Consider the following 13,210-nt stretch of genomic DNA (forward strand, 5'->3'; position numbering starts at 1 on the left):
GCGGGGCGTGGGGGTGGGTGACCTTCTGCTCGTAGTCCAGGGTGATGGCGTGCTTCTTCAGCACGGCCTGGGCGATGTCGGGCACGGGGAGGGTCTGGAAGATGCGCCAGTCCGAGGCCAGCTGCAGGCGGGCCAGGCGTGGCTCGACGATGGCGCGGTAGCGGGTGCGTCGAAAGCCGGTGTTGCCCTGCTGGAACGAGGTGACCGAGCCGTGCACGTAGCGTACGGGCTGGCCGCCCTGCCAGATAGTGAGCAGCGCGGGACGGTCGAGGACCTGGCCAAAGTCGACGGCGGCATTGGCGCAGCTGAGCTGGACATCGAGGTGGAAGGGCTCGGAGAGGCCTTCGACGAGGTGGAACTCGACGACCTCGAATGCCTCGGCGCCGGCGCCGGCGGTGAAGGTGAAGCGCAAATCGCATCGGATGGACATGCGGTGCTCCCTGCTGGTCTTGCTCCGCGCACGCTGAGCGGTAGCCGGGCCGTGATCCGAGCCCCCACTTTCATCCTGAAACGCTTAGCGGAAACGAAGGCAAGTGCTCATAGGCATCCAAGCCCCCGATCCTGCACTTCAGTCTTGATGTCGGAACATCAGAGAACTCTTCATTTCGGTAAGGAAATATCTGATGGTTATTGCTTTACGCAATTGCAACGAAGTTCATCCAGTGCTTTGGACTAGCAGTTAACTGATGAGACAGAAATTGTCAGTCCTATTTGGCCCTGCCGCGCCGACGTGGGAGCATGGCGCGATTCGCTTGTGGAGAAACGAGATGGTGCGGATTCGCGGAAGCATCGGCGACTGGCCGGTGGACCTGACCCTGGAACTGGACGCCGAGGATTGGCGGCAGCTGGCGCAACACGTGCCCCCGCCGCCGCTGGGCGAGCCGCAGGCCGCGGCGGCCAGGGCGCCGGCCTCGGCAGCGCCGGTGGATCGCCTGTGGCAGACCGCCCAGGACCTGCTGCGTGGCAGCGGGCGGATCGAGGGGCCGCAGTTGCTGGCGGAGCTGGAGGCGTTCAGCGGCAACGCCGGCGCCGCCAAGCAACTGCTGGTGCGCCTGCGGCACGACGCCCGGGTCAAGATCGAGGTGGTCGACGGCACCCAGGTGTTCGTCTGGCTGGAGGACTGAGCCCCGCGGACGGGGCTCGGCGACTCAGTAGAGCGCCTGGTACAGCTTGCGGCGGTAGGCGGTGACCAGCGGGTGGTCGTTGCCGAGCAGGTCGAAGACCTGCACCAGGGTCTTGCGCGGCAGGTCGTCCTGGTAGCCGCGGTTGCGCAGGAACAGCTTGAGCAGTCCGTCCAGAGCCGCCTCGTATTGCTGCCGGGCGAGCTGCTGGACAGCCAACTGGTAGGCTGCCTCGTCGTCGCCGGCATCGGCCGCCAGGCGGCTCTTCAGCTCTGCGCTGTCGGGCAGGTCGGCAGCCTGGCGCAGGAAAGTCAGCTGCGCGCGGGCGCCGGCCAGGGCCTGCTTGTGCTCGTCGCTCTTCACCGCGTCGAGGATGGCCTGCGCCTCCCCCAGTTCGCCGCGTTCTGCCAGGCAGCGGGCGTAGAGGATCAGCGCCGCGGCGTTCTCGTTGTTCTCCGCCAGCAGGGCTTTCAGGGTCGCTTCGGCGTCGCCGATGCGGCCTTCGGCGAACAGCGCCTGGGCTACTTCCAGCGGGTCTTCGTCGGGCAGCGCCGGTGCTTTCACATGGGGTTCGAGCAGGGCGCGGATCTGCGATTCGGGCTGGGCGCCGGCGAAACCGTCGACCGGCTGGCCATCCTTGAACAGGACCACGGTCGGCAGGCTGCGAATGCCGAAGCGCATCACGATGTCCTGCTCGACGTCGCAGTTGACCTTGGCCAGCAGCAATTCGCCCTGGTAGGACTCGGCGATCTGCGCCAGCAGTGGCATCAGCGCCTTGCACGGGGCGCACCAGTCGGCCCAGAAGTCCACCAGGACCGGCTTGTGGAACGAGTTCTCGATGACCAGCTGCTCGAAGTTGGCGCCGGTGACGTCGAAGATGTAGGGCGTATCGCTCATGTCGATTCTCGGAAACGCAAGGTGGTGACCACTATAAGTGGGGGCGCGCCGCGCGCAAACAAGCCCGTGCCTCAGGCTTGCCCGCGTTCGGCGTGATACAGGCTGACCAGGCGGAATTCGGCGGGCTCGGCGAGGTCCGGCCAGGTACAGGCGTCGAGCACGTCCAGGCGCCGGTACAGCGGATGACGAAAGTCACGGACCCGCGAGTCGGCGACCAGCGCCTGGCGGCCGCGGCTGAGGAACTGGTCGAGCAGCGGCAGGTTGGCGCGGTCGTAGAGCACGTCGGCCACCAGGACCAGGTCGAAGCGATCGTCCTCGGCGAAGAAGTCCGCCGAATAGCTCAGCTCCACTCCGTTCAGTTCGGCATTCGCCCGGCTCGCTGCCAGCGCCAGGGGATCCAGGTCGCAAGCCACCACCTCGGCGGCACCGGCGCGGGCCGCGGCGATCGCCGCCACCCCGGAGCCGCTGCCGAAGTCCAGCACGCGCTTGCCGCGGACCCACTGCGGGCGCTCCGCCAGCCAGCGCGCCAGGACCAGCCCGCTGGCCCAGCAGAAGCACCAGTACGGCGGCTCCTCGAGGATGCGGCGGGTTTCCTCCGGGCTGAACTGGCGGTCCATGTTCTGCGCGTCGATCAGCCACAGGCGCAGGTCGGTGCCGGGCAGCGCGGTGGCGCTGAGCCGGGCGTCGCCGAGCAGCTCGCCCAGCTCCTGGGTCAGGGCTTGCGGTGCCGTCACGGCGCGCGTACCAGGCGCAGTTCGCCGAGGGCCTGGGTGGTCGGCTGGGCGATCCGCAACGGATGCAGGCGCCAGGCCAACTGGCCGGACTGGATCACCCGGGCGTGCAGTTCGACGCGCAGCGCGCCGCCGGCCGGCGGGAAGGATTCGGGGTTGAACGGCAGGCGGAAGGGCATGAGTTCACCGGTGGCCAGCACCGTCTCGCTGGCCAGCAGCCGCTGCGGGCGGTCGCGCTCGTCGATCACCAGCAGCGCCATCTGCACCTCGCTACCGCGTGGCAGGCTGCCCTGGATGCTGCTCAGCGTTCCGCTCAGCTCGCGCAGGTGGGCCGGCAGCACCGGCTCGACCATGGTCACGCTGCGCGAAGCTTGCGGCGTTGGCGCAGGCTTCGGCTTGTCGCTGGAACAAGCGGCGAGGAGAAGGACGGCCAGCAGGGCGATCGGGCGCAGGGTCATGGGCTGCTCCATAGCGGTGGAATCCGGGCGGCGCTTGTATAGCGCAAAGTGTGATTCTTGTCGCGCTTCGCGTAGGCCGCAACGTCCGATTCCTCTCGCCTTTCCCAGCGTGCCGGCGCCAGTCGATTCTGCGGGTGCTCGGTCGGGCGCGGATGCGCTACCATGCGGCTTCCTTCAGCTACGCCTGTATCAGCACCATGCATTGTCCCTTCTGCGGTGCCCATGACACCAAAGTGATTGACTCGCGACTGGTCGCCGAGGGCGATCAGGTGCGCCGGCGCCGCGAGTGCCTGGCCTGCGGCGAACGCTTCACCACCTTCGAGACCGCCGAGCTGGTCATGCCGCGCCTGATCAAGCAGGACGGCAGCCGCCAGCCGTTCGACGAGGACAAGCTGCGCGCCGGCATGCAGCGTGCCCTGGAGAAGCGTCCGGTCAGCGTCGAGCGCCTGGAAGCGGCCATCGGCCACATCAAGCACCAGTTGCGCGCCACCGGCGAGCGCGAGATCAAGTCGCGGGTGCTGGGCGAACTGGTGATGGCCGAGCTGCAGAAGCTAGACGAAGTCGCCTACATCCGCTTCGCCTCGGTCTACCGGCGCTTCCAGGACCTCAACGAATTCCGCGAGGAGATCGAACGCCTCGCCCGCGAGCCGGCCAAGGAATGAGCGCCGCCGACCCGCTGTACATGGCCCGCGCCCTGGAGCTGGCGCGCCAGGGGCTGTACTCCACCCATCCGAATCCGCGCGTCGGTTGCGTGCTGGTCAAGGACGGCCAGGTGGTCGGCGAGGGCTGGCACGTCCGCGCCGGCGAGCCGCACGCCGAGGTCCATGCCCTGCGCCAGGCCGGCGAGAATGCACGCGGCGCCACCGCCTACGTGACCCTCGAGCCCTGCAGCCACTTCGGCCGCACCCCGCCGTGCGCCGATGCGCTGGTGGGCGCCGGGGTGGCGCGGGTGGTCGCGGCGATGCAGGATCCCAACCCCGAGGTCGCCGGTCGCGGCCTGCTGCGTCTGATGCAGGCCGGCATCGCGGTGCAGAGCGGGGTCCTCGAGGCCGAGGCGCGGGAACTCAACATCGGTTTCATCAAGCGCATGGAACATGGCCTGCCGTTCGTCCGGGTCAAGCTGGCGATGAGCCTGGACGGGCGCACCGCCATGGCCAGCGGGGAAAGCCAGTGGATCACCGGCCCCGCCGCGCGTTCGGCGGTGCAGCGCTTGCGCGCTCGCTCCAGCGTGGTGTTGTCCGGCGCCGATACGCTGCTGGCGGACGATGCGCGGCTCAACGTACGCCCCGACGAACTGGGCCTGAACGCCGAGCTTACCGCGCTCGCCGCGGCTCGCCAGCCGTTGCGGGTGCTGGTCGACGGGCGCCTGCGGGTGCCGCTGGAATCGGCGTTCTACCAGGCTGGCCCGGCGCTGGTGGCGACCTGCGCCGCCGCCTCCGCGCGCGAACGCTTCCAGGACGCCGGCCACGAACTGCTGGCGCTGCCCTCCGCCGAGGGCCACGTCGACTTGCACAAGCTGCTCCTGGAACTGGCGGCGCGCGGCGCCAACGAAGTGCTGGTGGAGGCCGGCCCGTGTCTGGCCGGCGCCTTCGCCCGGCTGGGGCTGGTGGATGAGTACCGGCTGTTCGTCGCGCCGAAGTTCCTCGGCTCCAGCGCCCGTCCTTTGCTCGACTGGCCGCTGGCGCGGATGGCCGATGCGGCGCAGTTGCGGATCGATGACATCCGCGCGGTGGGCGACGACTGGCTGGTCACCGCGCGGCCCCGTCCGCAGGACGCCTGAACTTCGCTGCGCGGCGACGCGGCGGACGATGCACAAGCGGCGCAACTGTGGTAAAACGCCACACGGCCACCTCGGTGGCCGCAACGTTCTCAGGGCGGGGTGAAAGTCCCCACCGGCGGTAATGGCGCGCAAGGCGCCTAGCCCGCGAGCGCTTGCCGGACCGGCCTCCGCCGGACGACAAGGTCAGCAGACCCGGTGCGATTCCGGGGCCGACGGTCATAGTCCGGATAAAGAGAGAACGGGATTGCCTGCCTGGGCGTACCCTGTGCGCCCGCAAGATCCCCTTCGATCCAAAAAGCCCTGTTTTTCACGAAACAGGAGTTCGTCATATGTCTTCATCTTGGAATACCCGCGCTATGCCACGCAGGCCACTCGGCGTCGCGCCGGCCATGCTGCGCGCCTGTGCGGCGGAAAAACGGGAGGTCGCATGTTCACCGGCATAATCGAGTCGATCGGCAGCGTCCGCGCGATGACGCCCAAGGGCGGCGACCTGCGGGTCTACATCGCCACCGGCAAGCTCGACCTGGGCGACGTCAAGCTCGGCGACAGCATCGCGGTCAACGGCGTCTGCCTGACCGCGGTGGAACTGCCCGGCGATGGCTTCTGGGCCGACGTCAGCCGCGAGAGCCTGGCGCGCACCGCCTTCCAGCACCTGAAGGTGGGCAGCCGGGTGAACCTGGAAAAGGCCCTGACGCCGACCACCCGCCTCGGCGGACACCTGGTGAGCGGCCACGTCGACGGCGTCGGCGAGGTGCTCAAGCGCGAGGAGAACGCCCGCGCCATCCAGTTCACCGTGCGCGCCCCGCGCGAACTGGCCAGGTACATCGCGCACAAGGGCTCGATCACCGTCGACGGCACCAGTCTCACGGTGAACGCGGTGAACGGCGCGGAGTTCGAGCTGACCATCGTCCCGCATACGCTCAGCGAAACCATCATGGCCGAGTACCAGCCCGGACGCCGGGTCAACCTCGAGGTCGACCTGCTGGCCCGTTACCTGGAGCGCCTGCTGCTTGGCGACAAGGCCGCCGAACCCAGCGCCTCCGGCATCAGCGAAGCGTTTCTCGCCGAGAACGGTTTTCTCAAGTAACCCACGAATTGCATAAGGGGGTGCCCATGGCACTCAATACTATCGACGAACTGATCGAAGACATCCGCCAAGGCAAGATGGTCATCCTGATGGATGACGAGGATCGCGAGAACGAAGGCGACCTGATCATGGCCGCCGAATGCGTCCGCACCGAAGACATCAACTTCATGGTCAAGCATGCCCGCGGCCTGGTCTGCATGCCGATGACCCGCGAGCGTTGCGAGCGCCTCGGCCTGCCGCTGATGGTGCAGCGCAACGGCTCCGGCTTCGGCACCAAGTTCACTGTCTCCATCGAGGCCGCCGAGGGCGTCACCACCGGCATCTCCGCCGCGGACCGCGCCCGCACCGTGCAGGCTGCGGCGGCGAAGAACGCCGTGGCCGCCGACATCGTCAGCCCCGGCCACATCTTCCCGCTGATGGCCCAGCCGGGCGGTACCCTGGCTCGCGCCGGGCACACCGAGGCGGCCTGCGACCTGGCGCGGATGGCCGGGTTCGAGCCGTCCGGGGTGATCTGCGAGGTGATGAACGACGACGGCAGCATGGCCCGCCGGCCCGAACTGGAGGCGTTCGCCGCCGAGCACGGGATCAAGATCGGCACCATCGCCGACCTGATCCACTACCGGCTGATCCACGAGCGCACCGTCGAGCGCATTGCCGAGCAGCCGCTGGACAGCGAACTGGGCCACTTCAACCTGATCACCTACCGCGACTCGGTGGAGGGCGACGTGCACCTGGCGCTGACCCTCGGCAAGGTTTGCGCGGAAGAGCCGACCCTGGTCCGCGTGCACAACATGGACCCGCTGCGCGACCTGCTGCAGGTCAACCAGCCGGGCCGCTGGAGCCTGCGCGCGGCGATGGCCAAGGTCGCCGAGGCGGGCAGTGGCGTGGTGCTGCTGCTCGGCCACCAGATCGGCGGCGACGACCTGCTCGCCCACGTCCGCGAGATCGCTTCGGCGCCGGCCCCGGCGCCCAAGGCCACCACCACCTACAGCACCGTCGGTGCCGGTTCGCAGATCCTGCGCGACCTCGGCGTGCGCAAGATGCGCCTGCTGAGTGCGCCGATGCGCTTCAATGCGATATCCGGTTTCGACCTGGAAGTTGTAGAATACCTGCCCGCCGAATAAGGCCTGTCCCGCCCGCCGCGTGCAAGATCGCGGCGGGCGCTATGCCGGACGGACCTTTCGACCCTTTTCGCTCGGGGCGCAACGGCGTCCCGGCTCTTTAACAGATGAGACCTGCTCATGACCCTGAAGACCATCGAAGGTACCTTCATTGCCCCCAAAGGCCGCTACGCCCTGGTGGTCGGCCGCTTCAACAGCTTCGTCGTGGAAAGCCTGGTCAGCGGCGCCGTCGACGCCCTGGTCCGCCACGGCGTGGCTGAAAGCGAGATCACCATCATCCGCGCCCCGGGTGCCTTCGAGATCCCGCTGGTGACCCAGAAGGTCGCCCAGCAAGGCGGCTTCGACGCCATCATCGCCCTCGGCGCGGTGATCCGTGGCGGCACCCCGCACTTCGAATACGTGGCTGGCGAGTGCACCAAGGGCCTGGCCCAGGTGTCCCTGCAGTTCGGTATCCCGGTCGCCTTCGGCGTCCTCACCGTCGACTCCATCGAGCAGGCCATCGAGCGCTCCGGCACCAAGGCCGGCAACAAGGGCGCCGAAGCCGCGCTGTCTGCCCTGGAAATGGTCAGCCTGCTGGCGCAGTTGGAGGCCAAGTGAGCAATCAAGACAGCGGCAACCCGGCAGCCAAGCCGCCGAAAGGCAAGACCGCCGCTCGCCGCAAGGCCCGCAGCCTGGCCGTCCAGGCCCTGTACTCCTGGCAGATCGCCGGCCAGCCCCTGCACGAGATCGAGGCGCAGTTCCGTACCGACAACGACTTCTCCGAGGTCGACGGCGCCTACTTCCACGAGATCCTGCACGGCGTGCCGCGACAGAAGAGCGAGCTGGACTCCACCTTCGAGCCCTGCCTGGACCGCCCGCTGGCCGAGATCGACCCGGTCGAGCTGGCCATCCTGCGGCTGTCCACCTACGAGCTGCGCAACCGCATCGACGTGCCCTACAAGGTAGTGATCAACGAGGGCATCGAGCTGGCCAAGACCTTCGGCGCCACCGACGGCCACAAGTTCGTCAACGGTGTGCTCGACAAGCTGGCGCCGCGCCTGCGCGCCGCCGAGCTGCGCGGCGGCAAGCGCTGATCCAGCGCCGGCGGCGTCATGGGTGAGTTCGAGCTGATCCGCCGCTTCTTCGCCGCGGCCGCCTGCGCGGCGCCGGCGGCGGACGTGGCCCTCGGCATCGGCGACGACTGCGCGCTGCTGGCGCCGCCAGCCGGCGAACAGCTGGCGGTCTCCACCGATACCCTGGTGGAAGGCGTGCATTTTCCCTCCGGTTGCGACCCTTTCCTTCTTGCCCAGCGCGCCCTGGCGGTCTCCGCCAGCGACCTGGCGGCGATGGGCGCCGCGCCCCTGGCCTTCACCCTGGCCCTGACCTTGCCGCAGGCCGACCCCGAGTGGTTGCAGGGCTTCGCCCGCGGCCTCGACGCCATGGCCCGGCAGTGCGGCCTGGCCCTGGTCGGCGGCGACACCACGCGCGGCCCGCTGAGCATGACCCTCACCGTATTCGGCAGGGTGCCGGCCGGCCAGGCGCTGACCCGCGCCGGTGCGCGCCCGGGCGACCTGCTCTGCGTCGGGGGCCCGCTCGGCGAGGCTGGAGCGGCGCTGGAACTGGTGCTGGAGCGAAGATCGGCGCCCGCCGAGGTGGCCGAACCGCTGCTGGCGCGCTACTGGACGCCGGCCCCGCAATTCGGTCTGGGCCTCGCCCTGCGCGGCAAGGCCAGCGCCGCCCTGGACATCTCCGACGGGCTGCTCGCCGACTGCGGACATATCGCCCGCGCTTCCGGCGTCGCCCTGCTGGTCGAATGCCAGCGCTTGCAGGCAAGCGCCGCGTTGAGCGGCCTGCTCGCCGGCGAGGAAGCCTTGCGCCAGCAACTGGCCGCCGGCGACGACTACGTGCTGGCCTTCACCCTGCCGCCTGAGTACCTTGGCGAGATTCGCGCCGCGTGGCCGGCCATGGCCGTCATCGGCCGGGTCGAGGCGGGACAGGGGGTGCACCTGCTCGACGCCGACGGAAAGGAACTCATACCGGCCGCGGCCGGTTACCAACATTTCGGAACCCAACGTGACTGAGCATCCTGATCAGGCGCCGGCGCAGCCGGTGCCGCCGTCGGTCTGGCGCAACCCCTGGCATTTCCTCGCCTTCGGCTTCGGCTCCGGCACCCTGCCCAAGGCGCCGGGCACCTGGGGGTCGCTGGTGGCCATCCCGTTCATCCCGCTGTGGCAGATGCTGCCGGACTGGGGCTACTGGCTGATGCTGGGAGTGACCATGCTGTTCGGCTTCTGGCTGTGCGGCAAGGTCGCCGACGACCTGCGCGTGCACGACCACGAAGGCATCGTCTGGGACGAGATGGTCGGCATGTGGATAACCCTCTGGCTGGTGCCGGAGGGCTGGTGGTGGCTGCTGATCGGCTTTGTCGTGTTCCGCATCGTGGATATTCTCAAGCCCTGGCCGATCAGTTGGGTGGACCGCAACGTGCACGGCGGCGTCGGGATCATGCTCGACGACGTCCTGGCCGGGGTATTCGCCTGGCTGGTCATGCAGGGTCTAGTCTGGGGATGGGTACACTGGCTGGTCTGAGGCCTCCCATGCGTCTGCTCGTCCTGTTCTGCTGCCTGTGGCTGCTGCCCGGCGTCGCTTCCACCGCCCCCTCCGTGGGCGAGATCCGCGTGGTCAGCGAAACCTGGACGCGCTACACCCAGGAGGACGGTCGCGGGGTGGCCTGGGACCTGCTGCGGGCCGTCTACGAGCCGGCCGGGGTACGCCTGCGGATCGCCAACGAGCCCTATACCCGGGCGGTCGGCCTGGTCCTGCGCGGCGAGGCCGACGCCTGGGTCGGCGCCTACCGCGGGGAAGTCGACGAAGCGCTTTACCCTCGCTGGCCCTATGACGTCGATCCGATCGCCGTGCTTTCCCTGAAAGACAATCCGCCGCCGCCACTGGAAGGCCTGAGCCGGTTCCGCCTGTCATGGATGCGTGGCTACGCCTTCGCCCGCTATTTCCCCACCCTGACCCCGCACAGCGAGTTGCAGCGCCGCACCTCGGCGCTGCCGATGCTGCTCAACCACCGGGTCGACTATTTCATCGATTCGCGTCCGGAACTGGAGGAAATGCTTGCAGGGGCCGGAGCGCTGGCGGCTGAGTACCGCATCACCGACGTCACGCGCCTGCCGCTGTATCTTGGCTTTTCCGACTCCCCCAGGGGACGCGAGCTGCTGGCCCTGTTCGACCGGCGCATGCGGCAGCTGCATGCCAGCGGCGAGCTGGAGCGGATCTTTGCCCGCTGGAACTGGCCCTATGCGCCGTTGAAGGCAATCCTGCCACCCAAGGAGTGATCATGCTGCGCCTGTGCGTCGCCCTGTTTTCCAGCGTTCTCGCGCTGCCCTCGCTGGCCGCGCCCCAGGTGTTCGTGGTCGGCCTGTTCCCCGGCGCGGCGGTACTCAACGTCGATGGCCAGCGCAAGCTGGTCAGGGTCGGCCAGACCGGCCCGCAGGGTGTCCAGGTGGTCAGTGCCGACAGTCGCAAGGCGGTACTGCGGATCGACGGCGTCGAGCGTACCTATGAACTGAGCCGCGAATACAACGAGGCGGGCTATTCGGCGCCGCAGCGGCAAAGCTTCAGCATCGCCCGCGGCACCGGCGGGCACTATTGGGTGGCCGGCTCGGTGAACGGGCAGAACATGCAGTTCCTGGTGGATACCGGCGCCACCAGCATCGCCATGAACGAGAACGAGGCGCGCCGCCTGGGTATCGATTACCGGGTGGACGGCAGGCCGATGGTCGCCTCCACCGCCAGCGGAACCTCGCGCGGCTGGCGGGTGACCCTGGACCGCGTGAAGGTCGGCGGTATCGAGTTGCTGGGTGTCGAGGCCGCGGTGATCGAGGGTGGCTATCCGACCGAAGCCCTGCTCGGCATGAGTTTCCTCAACCGGGTGCGCTGGCGCGAGGAGCAGGGGATGCTGCTTATCGAGGCCAAGCATTGAATGTTGCTCGCTCATAACCCGGGGTTCTATTCATCGTCCATCTCGATAGGTATTTGCGGCATTTCGAGCTGACCGGGCGCCGGACGCTGCTGGTACAATGGCGGACTTCCGTTTCCCTAGGAGTTCCCCGGTGTCCGTCGTGTTCGTCGCCGCCTCCAAACTGCCGACTCCCTTCGGCGAATTCACCATGCATGGTTTCCTCGACGAGGAGAGCGGCAAGGAACATGTAGCCCTGAGCATGGGCGACGTCGCCGATGGCGCGCCGGTGCTTGGCCGCCTGCATTCCGAATGCCTGACCGGCGACGCGCTGTTCAGCCTGCGCTGCGATTGCGGTTTCCAGCTGGAAGGCGCGCTTGCCGCCATCGCCGAGGAGGGCCGCGGCGTGCTCCTCTACCTGCGCCAGGAAGGTCGCGGCATCGGCTTGCTGAACAAGATCCGTGCCTATGAATTGCAGGATGGCGGCGCCGACACCGTCGAGGCGAACCTGCAACTGGGTTTCGGCGCCGACCAGCGCGACTACGCCATGTGCCAGCCGATGCTCGCGCACCTGGGCGTCTCCTCCCTGCGCCTGATGACCAACAATCCGCGCAAGGTCAAGGCGCTGGAAAGCTACGCCATCACCGTGGCGGAGCGCGTGCCGCTGCAAAAGGGCCTGAACAAGCACAACAGGCGCTACCTGGCGACCAAGGCCGGCAAGCTCGGGCATATGCTCGGCAGCCTGCACCAGGGCGAGGCGGAAACCACGTGAGTCGCCAGCAAGCCCGCGGCGCGCTGGGACGCGCCTGGTGGTTGCAACTGGCGTTGGCGCTGTTGCCGTTGATCCTGGTCGAGTTCTTCTTCGGCGACCTGCAACCCCTTCCCCATGGCCTGGCGATGCCGCTGTTCATCGCCGCGCTGCTGTCGATGTTCGTCAACCTGCCGCTGTTCGGTGCCTACAAGCGTGGTCTGATCGCCACCCAGAAAGCGCTGGATACGGCGGAGGAAGCCGCCGCCTGGACCCGCCTGGCGCAGGTGCGCCGCAAGGCCCTGTTCGGCGCCAGCCTGCCGGCCTGGATCGCCGTGCCGGGCGTGTTCGCCGGGCTCAACGGCGTTGCGCTGATCCTGCTCGGGGTCACCAGCCTGGTGCTGTTCTGGCTCTACCGTATTCCGCGTCAACTCGGTTGATGCGCTCGTTCTGGCTGCTCGCCTGCCTGCTCCTCAGCCTTTCCGCCGGGGCGGCGCAGCGAGTGGTCAGCCTGGCGCCTTCGCTGACCGACAGCGTCCTCGAACTCGGCGCCGCGCGCCGCCTGGTCGGCGTGCTGGATGGCGGCGAGCGTCCGGCGGCGATTGGCGACCTGCCTTCCGTCGGCCGCTATGGCCAGGTCAACCTCGAACGCCTGCTGGAGCTACAGCCCGATCTGATCCTGGTCTGGCCCGGCAGCGTGCCCGAGGCGCAGTTGCAGCGCCTGCGGGACTTCGGCATCGCCCTCTTCATCGCCGAACCGCACAGCCTCGACGAACTGGCCCTGCAACTGGCTGCGCTGGGCGAGGCAGTGGGCGAGGCCGAGGCCGGCCAGCGGTTGTCGGCCAGGTTCCGCGAAGGCATGCGGCGCCTGGCCGAGCGCTACCGGCGGGACAAGCCGCTGAAAGTGTTCTACCAGGTCTGGGACCGGCCGCTGTACACCATTGGCGGACGCCAGGTGATCAGCGATGCGCTGCGCGTCTGCGGCGCCGAGAACCTGTTCGACGATCTGCCGCAGCCGGCGCCGCAGGTCAGCGTCGAGGCGGTTCTGGCGCGCGATCCGGCGGCCATCGTCGCCGGCAGTCACGCCCAGCTCGAACTCTGGCGGAAATGGCCGGCGCTGGCGGCGACGCGGCGCGGACAGCTGTACCGGATCGAAGACAAGAACCTCGAGCGGCCGAGCTTCGCCATGCTGGCGGCGACCGAGAAACTCTGCCGCTCGCTCGCCGGGGCGCGCTGAATGCTTGCCGGTATCGCGCGCTGTATCGGCGGATAACGCCGGCGGCGTTGTTCGCCCTACGGCAATTGGGGGGTAGGGCGAATA

Annotated in this window: 18 protein-coding genes and 1 riboswitch; of the genes, 14 read left to right on the plus strand and 4 right to left on the minus strand. The window is 68.4% G+C overall.

The window, feature by feature from the left end; translation table 11 throughout:
* The coding region (locus HMPREF2886_RS03575) for a contractile injection system protein, VgrG/Pvc8 family (RefSeq protein ID WP_256562482.1) at nucleotides 1-430 on the minus strand (430 nt) is incomplete at its 3' end.
* 337 nt (nucleotides 431-767) lie between these two features.
* Between HMPREF2886_RS03575 and HMPREF2886_RS03580 the strand changes: the two genes are divergently transcribed.
* Nucleotides 768-1,124 (plus strand): hypothetical protein, encoded by a 357-nt coding sequence (locus HMPREF2886_RS03580; RefSeq protein ID WP_033977701.1) that lies wholly within the window; start codon nucleotides 768-770, stop codon nucleotides 1,122-1,124.
* 24 nt (nucleotides 1,125-1,148) lie between these two features.
* Here HMPREF2886_RS03580 and trxA read toward each other — a convergent pair whose 3' ends face one another.
* From trxA to HMPREF2886_RS03595, 3 genes are all read right to left on the minus strand, one after another.
* The gene (trxA, locus tag HMPREF2886_RS03585) at nucleotides 1,149-2,018 is read right to left on the minus strand and encodes a thioredoxin (protein WP_070746804.1); all 870 of its coding nucleotides are present in this window, start codon (nucleotides 2,016-2,018) and stop codon (nucleotides 1,149-1,151) included.
* A 71-nt stretch (nucleotides 2,019-2,089) separates the two neighbouring features.
* The gene (locus HMPREF2886_RS03590; protein ID WP_070746806.1) at nucleotides 2,090-2,752 is read right to left on the minus strand and encodes a class I SAM-dependent methyltransferase; all 663 of its coding nucleotides are present in this window, start codon (nucleotides 2,750-2,752) and stop codon (nucleotides 2,090-2,092) included.
* The gene (locus tag HMPREF2886_RS03595; RefSeq protein ID WP_033969669.1) at nucleotides 2,749-3,219 is read right to left on the minus strand and encodes a YbaY family lipoprotein; all 471 of its coding nucleotides are present in this window, start codon (nucleotides 3,217-3,219) and stop codon (nucleotides 2,749-2,751) included. The genes HMPREF2886_RS03590 and HMPREF2886_RS03595 overlap by 4 nt, the downstream gene beginning before the upstream one ends.
* Nucleotides 3,220-3,404: 185 nt before the next feature.
* On the opposite strand from HMPREF2886_RS03595, the gene nrdR reads away from it, so the two are divergent.
* The 13 genes from nrdR (at nucleotide 3,405) to HMPREF2886_RS03660 (ending at nucleotide 13,126) form a co-directional block, all read left to right on the plus strand.
* A complete protein-coding gene (gene nrdR / locus HMPREF2886_RS03600) occupies nucleotides 3,405-3,869 on the plus strand; it encodes a transcriptional regulator NrdR (protein ID WP_003107181.1) in 465 nt (154 codons plus the stop codon).
* Entirely contained in the window at nucleotides 3,866-4,987 is a 1,122-nt protein-coding gene (gene ribD / locus HMPREF2886_RS03605; RefSeq protein WP_070746808.1) for a bifunctional diaminohydroxyphosphoribosylaminopyrimidine deaminase/5-amino-6-(5-phosphoribosylamino)uracil reductase RibD, read from the plus strand. The genes nrdR and ribD overlap by 4 nt, the downstream gene beginning before the upstream one ends.
* Nucleotides 4,988-5,068: 81 nt before the next feature.
* Nucleotides 5,069-5,231, plus strand: a riboswitch (FMN riboswitch).
* A gap of 183 nt (nucleotides 5,232-5,414) precedes the next feature.
* On the plus strand, nucleotides 5,415-6,074 hold the full coding sequence (locus HMPREF2886_RS03610) for a riboflavin synthase (protein WP_003093316.1): 660 nt from the start codon (nucleotides 5,415-5,417) through the stop codon (nucleotides 6,072-6,074).
* Between the two features lie 26 nt (nucleotides 6,075-6,100).
* Nucleotides 6,101-7,198, plus strand: coding sequence for a bifunctional 3,4-dihydroxy-2-butanone-4-phosphate synthase/GTP cyclohydrolase II (gene ribBA, locus HMPREF2886_RS03615; protein WP_033969674.1), 1,098 nt, complete (start codon nucleotides 6,101-6,103; stop codon nucleotides 7,196-7,198).
* Nucleotides 7,199-7,315: 117 nt separating this feature from the next.
* On the plus strand, nucleotides 7,316-7,792 hold the full coding sequence (ribE, locus tag HMPREF2886_RS03620) for a 6,7-dimethyl-8-ribityllumazine synthase (RefSeq protein WP_003093311.1): 477 nt from the start codon (nucleotides 7,316-7,318) through the stop codon (nucleotides 7,790-7,792).
* On the plus strand, nucleotides 7,789-8,268 hold the full coding sequence (nusB, locus tag HMPREF2886_RS03625; RefSeq protein ID WP_003093308.1) for a transcription antitermination factor NusB: 480 nt from the start codon (nucleotides 7,789-7,791) through the stop codon (nucleotides 8,266-8,268). The genes ribE and nusB overlap by 4 nt, the downstream gene beginning before the upstream one ends.
* An 18-nt stretch (nucleotides 8,269-8,286) precedes the next feature.
* Entirely contained in the window at nucleotides 8,287-9,255 is a 969-nt protein-coding gene (gene thiL / locus HMPREF2886_RS03630; protein ID WP_070746810.1) for a thiamine-phosphate kinase, read from the plus strand.
* On the plus strand, nucleotides 9,248-9,763 hold the full coding sequence (locus HMPREF2886_RS03635) for a phosphatidylglycerophosphatase A family protein (protein ID WP_003093304.1): 516 nt from the start codon (nucleotides 9,248-9,250) through the stop codon (nucleotides 9,761-9,763). The genes thiL and HMPREF2886_RS03635 overlap by 8 nt, the downstream gene beginning before the upstream one ends.
* 8 nt (nucleotides 9,764-9,771) lie before the next feature.
* Nucleotides 9,772-10,518 (plus strand): substrate-binding periplasmic protein, encoded by a 747-nt coding sequence (locus HMPREF2886_RS03640; RefSeq protein ID WP_033969679.1) that lies wholly within the window; start codon nucleotides 9,772-9,774, stop codon nucleotides 10,516-10,518.
* Between the two features lie 2 nt (nucleotides 10,519-10,520).
* Complete coding sequence (locus HMPREF2886_RS03645) at nucleotides 10,521-11,165, plus strand: TIGR02281 family clan AA aspartic protease (protein WP_033969680.1); 645 nt, start codon at nucleotides 10,521-10,523, stop codon at nucleotides 11,163-11,165.
* A gap of 130 nt (nucleotides 11,166-11,295) precedes the next feature.
* Nucleotides 11,296-11,913, plus strand: coding sequence for a GTP cyclohydrolase II (ribA, locus tag HMPREF2886_RS03650; RefSeq protein WP_033977696.1), 618 nt, complete (start codon nucleotides 11,296-11,298; stop codon nucleotides 11,911-11,913).
* Nucleotides 11,910-12,329 carry a hypothetical protein gene (locus HMPREF2886_RS03655; protein WP_058018192.1) on the plus strand — a complete coding sequence of 140 codons (420 nt, stop codon included), beginning with the start codon at nucleotides 11,910-11,912 and terminating at the stop codon, nucleotides 12,327-12,329. Before ribA ends, HMPREF2886_RS03655 begins: the two co-directional genes overlap by 4 nt.
* On the plus strand, nucleotides 12,329-13,126 hold the full coding sequence (locus tag HMPREF2886_RS03660; protein WP_058018191.1) for a cobalamin-binding protein: 798 nt from the start codon (nucleotides 12,329-12,331) through the stop codon (nucleotides 13,124-13,126). Before HMPREF2886_RS03655 ends, HMPREF2886_RS03660 begins: the two co-directional genes overlap by 1 nt.
* Nucleotides 13,127-13,210 lie beyond the last annotated feature (84 nt).

Origin of the sequence: Pseudomonas sp. HMSC066A08 (genome assembly GCF_001813025.1) — a bacterium.
Classification (GTDB): Bacteria; Pseudomonadota; Gammaproteobacteria; order Pseudomonadales; family Pseudomonadaceae; genus Pseudomonas; species Pseudomonas aeruginosa.

What these genes read in the sequence shown, in the direction of transcription:
- HMPREF2886_RS03580 (WP_033977701.1), top strand. Translation starts at nt 768, where the DNA reads ATGGTGCGGATTCGCGGAAGCATCGGCGACTGGCCGGTGGACCTGACC.
- trxA (WP_070746804.1), bottom strand. Translation starts at nt 2,018, where the DNA reads ATGAGCGATACGCCCTACATCTTCGACGTCACCGGCGCCAACTTCGAG.
- HMPREF2886_RS03595 (WP_033969669.1), bottom strand. Translation starts at nt 3,219, where the DNA reads ATGGAGCAGCCCATGACCCTGCGCCCGATCGCCCTGCTGGCCGTCCTT.
- nrdR (WP_003107181.1), top strand. Translation starts at nt 3,405, where the DNA reads ATGCATTGTCCCTTCTGCGGTGCCCATGACACCAAAGTGATTGACTCG.
- ribD (WP_070746808.1), top strand. Translation starts at nt 3,866, where the DNA reads ATGAGCGCCGCCGACCCGCTGTACATGGCCCGCGCCCTGGAGCTGGCG.
- HMPREF2886_RS03610 (WP_003093316.1), top strand. Translation starts at nt 5,415, where the DNA reads ATGTTCACCGGCATAATCGAGTCGATCGGCAGCGTCCGCGCGATGACG.
- ribBA (WP_033969674.1), top strand. Translation starts at nt 6,101, where the DNA reads ATGGCACTCAATACTATCGACGAACTGATCGAAGACATCCGCCAAGGC.
- ribE (WP_003093311.1), top strand. Translation starts at nt 7,316, where the DNA reads ATGACCCTGAAGACCATCGAAGGTACCTTCATTGCCCCCAAAGGCCGC.
- thiL (WP_070746810.1), top strand. Translation starts at nt 8,287, where the DNA reads ATGGGTGAGTTCGAGCTGATCCGCCGCTTCTTCGCCGCGGCCGCCTGC.
- HMPREF2886_RS03640 (WP_033969679.1), top strand. Translation starts at nt 9,772, where the DNA reads ATGCGTCTGCTCGTCCTGTTCTGCTGCCTGTGGCTGCTGCCCGGCGTC.
- HMPREF2886_RS03645 (WP_033969680.1), top strand. Translation starts at nt 10,521, where the DNA reads ATGCTGCGCCTGTGCGTCGCCCTGTTTTCCAGCGTTCTCGCGCTGCCC.
- HMPREF2886_RS03660 (WP_058018191.1), top strand. Translation starts at nt 12,329, where the DNA reads ATGCGCTCGTTCTGGCTGCTCGCCTGCCTGCTCCTCAGCCTTTCCGCC.